Origin of the sequence: Ideonella azotifigens, from assembly GCF_006519715.1 — a bacterium.
GTDB classification, from domain to species: Bacteria; Pseudomonadota; Gammaproteobacteria; order Burkholderiales; family Burkholderiaceae_C; genus Ideonella; species Ideonella azotifigens.
Genome location: NZ_VIDT01000362.1, coordinates 1 through 5,590 on the forward strand (window position 1 = coordinate 1; position 5,590 = coordinate 5,590).

General features: G+C 67.5%; 8 protein-coding genes. 3 read left to right on the forward strand and 5 right to left on the reverse strand.

Features of this window, described 5'->3' with window-relative positions; all coding sequences use genetic code 11:
* Positions 1-62: 62 nt before the first annotated feature.
* Positions 63-458, reverse strand: a complete 396-nt coding sequence (locus FKP22_RS19350; RefSeq protein ID WP_141289342.1) for a VOC family protein — start codon at positions 456-458, stop codon at positions 63-65.
* A gap of 70 nt (positions 459-528) precedes the next feature.
* Between FKP22_RS19350 and FKP22_RS19355 the strand changes: the two genes are divergently transcribed.
* From FKP22_RS19355 to FKP22_RS19365, 3 genes are all read left to right on the forward strand, one after another.
* Positions 529-978 carry a CopD family protein gene (locus tag FKP22_RS19355; protein ID WP_141289343.1) on the forward strand — a complete coding sequence of 150 codons (450 nt, stop codon included), beginning with the start codon at positions 529-531 and terminating at the stop codon, positions 976-978.
* Positions 979-1,076: 98 nt separating this feature from the next.
* A complete protein-coding gene (locus FKP22_RS19360) occupies positions 1,077-1,916 on the forward strand; it encodes a DUF5071 domain-containing protein (protein WP_141289344.1) in 840 nt (279 codons plus the stop codon).
* Between the two features lie 79 nt (positions 1,917-1,995).
* Positions 1,996-2,391, forward strand: coding sequence for an ankyrin repeat domain-containing protein (locus tag FKP22_RS19365; protein WP_141289345.1), 396 nt, complete (start codon positions 1,996-1,998; stop codon positions 2,389-2,391).
* A 133-nt stretch (positions 2,392-2,524) separates the two neighbouring features.
* Here the strand turns inward: FKP22_RS19365 and FKP22_RS19370 are convergent, their stop codons facing one another.
* From FKP22_RS19370 to FKP22_RS19385, 4 genes are all read right to left on the reverse strand, one after another.
* Positions 2,525-3,772 carry an MFS transporter gene (locus FKP22_RS19370; RefSeq protein WP_141289346.1) on the reverse strand — a complete coding sequence of 416 codons (1,248 nt, stop codon included), beginning with the start codon at positions 3,770-3,772 and terminating at the stop codon, positions 2,525-2,527.
* 10 nt (positions 3,773-3,782) lie between these two features.
* A complete protein-coding gene (locus tag FKP22_RS19375) occupies positions 3,783-4,007 on the reverse strand; it encodes a 2TM domain-containing protein (protein WP_141289347.1) in 225 nt (74 codons plus the stop codon).
* A gap of 27 nt (positions 4,008-4,034) precedes the next feature.
* Complete coding sequence (locus FKP22_RS19380) at positions 4,035-4,826, reverse strand: alpha/beta hydrolase (protein WP_141289348.1); 792 nt, start codon at positions 4,824-4,826, stop codon at positions 4,035-4,037.
* Between the two features lie 35 nt (positions 4,827-4,861).
* Positions 4,862-5,590 (reverse strand): SMP-30/gluconolactonase/LRE family protein (locus FKP22_RS19385; protein ID WP_141289349.1); only part of this gene is annotated, 729 nt, incomplete at its 5' end.

The window sequence follows — 5,590 nt, forward strand, 5'->3', positions numbered from 1 at the left end:
CTGCGGCTCAAGGAATCAAATGACTGCTGTCGCTGCGCTTGAAATGGATTTTGCAGGGCCGACTAAGAAGCTTCCGTCTCATGGCACGCCACCCCGATCTTGTTGCCTTCCGGGTCGCGCAAATAGGCGCCGTAGTAATCCGGGTGGTAGTGCGGCCGCAGGCCCGGTTCGCCTTCGCAGGTGCCGCCGCTCGCCAGGCCGATGGCATGCGCTTGGCGCACCGCCTCGGTGCTGGGCGCGAGGAAGGCCACCATCTGGCCGTTGCCGGGGGCATGGGTGCCGTCGTGTGGCGCGGCAATCACGAACAGCGGGCGGGGCTGGCCGGGCACCTGCCAGCCAGCCCAGGGGCGCGAGGGATCGACGAAGCGCTGCTGCAGGCCCAGCGAGGCCAGCAGCGGCCGGTAGAAGGCCAGGGCGCGCTCGAAGTCCTGCACGCCTGTGAAGTGGTGGGAAAACATGGCGCCATCTTGCCAGCCGCGGGCCGGCAACAATGCGGCTCCTGCCAACGCTTGCGAAGAGACCGCCGCCATGCTTCATCAATCACTGCTTCTGCTGCATTTGCTGGCGGCCATGGCCTGGATGGGCGGCATGTTCTTCGCCTACTTCTGCCTGCGCCCGGCGGCCGCCGAGGTGCTGGAGCCGCCCCGCCGACTGCCGCTGTGGGTGGCGACCTTCTCGCGTTTCCTGTCTTTCATGGCGGTGGCCGTGCTGCTGTTGCTGGGCTCCGGGTTGGCGATGCTGCTGCCGGTGGGCTTTCGCGCCGCGCCGCCGGGCTGGCATGCCATGTTCACGCTGGGCCTGGTGATGGCCGCGGTGTTTGCCTACCTGTACCTGCTGCTGTTCCCCAGGCTGCGGGCGTTCTGCGATGCCTCGGCCTGGCCGGCTGCGGCGCAGGTGCTGAGCCGCATCCGCCAGCTGGTGGCGCTGAACCTCAGCCTGGGCATGCTGGTTGTGGTGGCGGCGGTCTCGGCGCGCTGAGCCGCCTTCCGGCGTGGACGAAGGTGGCAGGGCTGGCAACTCCTCACTCCATCGGGGCGCCGCTGGGCCCCGATGAATTCAAAACTTAGGCGGCCCGAGTGATCCCAAACAAGGTCTGTCCCGTCGTCTTTCGACCTGCAGGAGAAGCCCTCAAGGTTCTCGCGTTTCGACATCCGCTCGCCGGCTTTCAACTGGTCAAAGGAACCATCGAGCCAGGTGAGTCGGTACAAGCGGCGGCGCTTCGCGAACTGGCGGAGGAGTCGGGGATCGCCGCTGCCGAAACGGTGCGGAGTCTGGGCACATGGCAGTCGGGATTTCAGGGGCAGGTCTGGGAGTTCATTGAGTGCGCATCGCTACTGTCTCTTCCGGACTCGTGGACCCACGAGGCCGCGGATGATGGCGGGCACCTTTTTGAATTCTTCTGGCATCCGTTGGCCGAGGCCGCGGAATCATCGCAGTGGCACCTGGTCTTCATAGGCGCACTTGAGGTCATCCGGAATGCTGCTAACTGTTCCATGGGACGCGTCACGTTGTCGGCCAGTTCAAACTTTGCCAATCTGGATCTGGAAAATCCATTGCCGCGCCACAAGTCCGACCTGTTTGCGGCTGAGGCAGCAGTCAGGCTTGGCTGGCCTTCGGTGAAGCCGATGGCCATGCAACTGTTGATGTGGCTGCAAGACATCAACTGGCCCGTCGCTCAAGTGCTCGCGCCATTTTTTGAGCGCATCGGCGCTGACTTGGCTCCGCATGTTGGGCAGATTCTCCAGACCCAGGATGATGTCTGGAAGTACTACGTTATCTCGGCGGTCGTCGCCCGCTCCAAGCCACTTGCCGAAGCTCTCGAGGGCGAACTGCGCCGGATCGTCCAGTGCCCAACCGATTCGGAGCACACAGAGGAGGTCGACCGCGTCGCCGCTGAAGCTTTGGCGCAACTTTGAAACACATGAATGATCTTCCCGTCACGGCGATTGCTTCTGCCGAGACGCAGGCCGCTTCTTGTATCGAACATGCCGCACCATGAGTGACACACCACAATCCTGGTACGCGTTGCGTGATGCGCTCTACGCGGGCGACTTCGACGCTGCGGCCCATCTTCTGGACATGCAGCCGGCCTTGCTGCACCACACCGATGGCATCGGCGAGACCGTGCTTCACTTTTTGGCCGTGGAGAACGCTCTGGACGGTGTGGTGTGGCTTCACGCCCGAGGCGCTGATCTCGACACCAAGAATAAGTTCGGCACGCCGGCGCTGTTCGAGGTCGCGTCGCTGGAATACAAGGACTTGTTCGATTGGTTCCTGGCCAATGGGGCCGACGTCAAGGCCCTCGACGCTGAGGGGCAAGACATCGTGCAGCACCTCCTGGAGTTCGACCGTCAAGACATGGCCGAATGGGTCCGCGGCCGCGGTACCTGACCCTGCAGCCGAGCGCGAGGCAGGCCACCTTCTGGCCTTTGCTTGGCGCATGGGTACCGTCGTGCTGCGCGGCAATGCTGGACAGGGGCCGGCCTGGGACCGCGGACGTATCATCTCGCGTGAGGGTGGCCGCCTACAGCGGATAAAGCGCGCGCGCCGGCTGGCCGTCGGAGGGCTTGCGCGCCACCAGCAAAAACAGCAGCAACCCCGCCAGCGTCAGCGCGAAGCCGGCCCAGACGGCGGACAGCAGGCCGTGGCCTTGGGCGATGGTCTGGCCGCCGGCCCAGGCGCCGATGGCGTTGGCCACGTTCAGGGCGGCGAGGTTCATCGCGCCCATCAGCGTTGGGGCGTCGGGCGCGGCCTGGGTGAGGCGGATCTGGATGGTGGGGATGGCGACCATCATCGTGGCGCCCACGGCGAGCATGCCGGCCATCAGCACCCAGGGGTTCTGACCGCCCACGGCCAGCAGCGCCAGCGCGATGAGCGCGCTGCCGAAGCCCGCCGTCAAACCCTGCGAAGGGTGGCGGTCCGACAGCCAGCCGCCGAAGACGTTGCCTGCCGTCATGCCGACGCCGAACAGGCCCAGCGCGATGGGGATCCAGGACGCGTCCAGCCCGGCGCCATCCGTCACGAAGGGGCCGATGAAGGTGTAGACCGCGAAGATGCTGGCCACGCCCAGCGCGGCCACGGCCACCATGGCCCACACGGCCGGGCGGTTCAGGGCCCGCAGTTCCTGCAGCACCGGCCCGCCATCCAGCGCGCTGGAGCGTGGCACCAGCAGCCACAGCGCCAGGAAGGACAGCACGCCCAGCGCCGACACCGCCAGGTAGGCATTTCGCCAGCCCAGTGTCTGGCCCAGCAGCGTTGCCAGCGGCGAGCCGAAGATGGTGGCCACGGTGAGTCCGGTCATCACCATGGCAAACGCCCGGCCGCCCTGGCCAGGGCCGACGATGTAGGACGCGACCACGGCGCCGGCACCGAAGTACGCGCCCTGCGGAATGCCGCTCACGAAGCGGGCCAGCGCGAAGCTGCCCAGGCCGGTGGCCAGCGCTGATAGCAGGTTGCCGACGATGAAGATCGCCATCAGGGCCAGCAGCAGATGCTTGCGGTTGAGCTTGGCGGCCAGGATGGTGATGGCCGGGCCGCCCAGCACCACGCCGAAGGCATAGGCCTCGATGGCGTGGGTGGCGCTGGCGAGGTCCAGCCCCAGGCTGGCGGCGAACAGCTGCAGGATGCCCATGCTGGCGAACTCGGACGTGCCGATGCAGAAGGTGCCCAGTGCCAGGGCCAGCAGGGTGAGCCGGCGGCGGCGCAGCTGGCGGGCGTCGGTGCAATGGGCCTTGGTGGCCCGGCATTGCGGCTCATAGGCTTCGTTGAACATGCTGGTCCTCCTAGCGTCTGGCGCTTCCAAACTCGTTGCGAGCCCCTGCACCCAGCACGGCCCACCCATGGGCCACCAGGCCGATGCCCCAGCCCGGCAGCACCCACAGCACCCAGTACGGCGGGCCCGTCCAGAGCAGGTTGATGCCGGCCAGCAGGGCCATGCCCAGCACGAACACCAGCGCATGCACACCGAAGCCGCGCCGTCTTTCAGAAGGGCTGCCGTGTCGTCTCATGTCGGGCTCCTGTCGTGCGCGCTGCGCTCAGCGGACCAGGGCGCGTGCGGCCTCGTCGATGGCCTCGGCCACCGCCACGGGCTGCGAGACATACGCGGCGTGGCTGCCGCGCACCTCCTTGACGGCCGCATTCGCGCGGCCGGCCATCTTGCGTTGCGCGGCCGGCGGGATGATGCGGTCCTCGGTGGACAGCACGTACCAGCTGCTGTGCGTGCGCCAGGCCGGCTGGGTGATCCTGGCCTCGAAGGCCGCTGCGGCCGGCGGGATCTGCGCGGCAGCGAGGAAGGCGGCCTGCGCCGGTGGCAGGTCCTGCGCGAAGGCCTGCGGGAAGATGTTGGCGTCGAAGAACAGGTAGCCATCTTCTGACGGCTGCACCGGTGGCGCGGCACCACCGTCGAGCAGTGAGGTGACCGATTCGCCCGCGTCCGGAACGAAGGCCGACACGTAGACCAGACCCGCCACGTTCGGCACGTTGCCGGCTTCGGTGATCACCACGCCGCCGTAGGAGTGGCCCACCAGCAGGGCCGGGCCGTTCTGCCGCGCCATCACGCGGTGCACGGCCGCCACGTCGGCCGCCAGCGAGGTCAGCGGGTTCTGCACGATGCTGACGGCGTAGCCCTTGGCACGCAGGATCTCATGCACACCTTGCCAGCCCGAGCCGTCGGCCCAGGCACCATGAACGAGGACGATGTTTTTCACTTTGGCTTTCTCCTGGGTGGGTTGGGTTTGCTGTGCCGAGGCGGGGGCGACCGCCAGCAGCGGGAGGGCGAGCAGCGCCATCAGGCGCAACAAGCGATGGAGGCGGTTGAAATGCGTCATGTCAAGGGCTCCTTGTTGGGGGTTGAGAAACAGGCTCAGCGCGCGAGCCAGCCGATGGCCGGTGCATGCAGGCTGTGGATGTAGAGACGCTGGGCGGTCTCGGTGGCGCCTGTGGTTTGCGGGTAGGCACCGGTCGGGTCTTGCAGGTCCTCGACGACGCGGCCGTCTTCGGTGATGGCAAAGACGTGGCCATAGGGCTGGCCCAGCGGCAGCCAGGCGCGCGGCAGCCGCAGCAGCAGCTTGCGCAGGAAGGGGTGTTGCGCGAGGCTGTCGGCCGCCGGGTTGCGCGGCTTGAACAGGCCCACCCAGATGCGACCTTCGCGGCCGCGCATCAGGTTGTCCGGGTAGCCGGGCAGGTTGTCCAGCAGCACGCGGGCCTGCGGCGTGCCTTGTTGCACGTCCAGGTCGCGCGCGGCCAGGTCCAGCTTCCAGACCCGGTAGCGGCCGGTCTCGGCGACGAACAGCGACTGCCCGTCCGCCGAGAGTGCCAGGCCGTTGGCAAACGAGAAGCCCCGGGCGACCACGTGCGTGCTGCGTGCCACCGGGTCGTAGGCCAGCACGCGGCCGGTGGCGGCCTGCTCCAGGATGTCCAGCACGCTGGCCTCGTAGGTGCCGCCCCATTGCGACGGCGCGAAGCGGCCCGAGGCATCGGTGAAATACACCGTGCCGTCCGGTGCCACCACCACCGAGTTGGCATAGCGGATCGGGTCGTCCGGGCCCACGTGGTCGGCCAGCACTTCCACCTTGCCGTCCGTGCCGATGGC

Excerpts from the sequence above, each read along its gene's own strand:
- FKP22_RS19350 (WP_141289342.1), bottom strand. The coding sequence starts at position 458 with ATGTTTTCCCACCACTTCACAGGCGTGCAGGACTTCGAGCGCGCCCTG.
- FKP22_RS19355 (WP_141289343.1), top strand. The coding sequence starts at position 529 with ATGCTTCATCAATCACTGCTTCTGCTGCATTTGCTGGCGGCCATGGCC.
- FKP22_RS19365 (WP_141289345.1), top strand. The coding sequence starts at position 1,996 with ATGAGTGACACACCACAATCCTGGTACGCGTTGCGTGATGCGCTCTAC.
- FKP22_RS19370 (WP_141289346.1), bottom strand. The coding sequence starts at position 3,772 with ATGTTCAACGAAGCCTATGAGCCGCAATGCCGGGCCACCAAGGCCCAT.
- FKP22_RS19375 (WP_141289347.1), bottom strand. The coding sequence starts at position 4,007 with ATGAGACGACACGGCAGCCCTTCTGAAAGACGGCGCGGCTTCGGTGTG.
- FKP22_RS19380 (WP_141289348.1), bottom strand. The coding sequence starts at position 4,826 with ATGACGCATTTCAACCGCCTCCATCGCTTGTTGCGCCTGATGGCGCTG.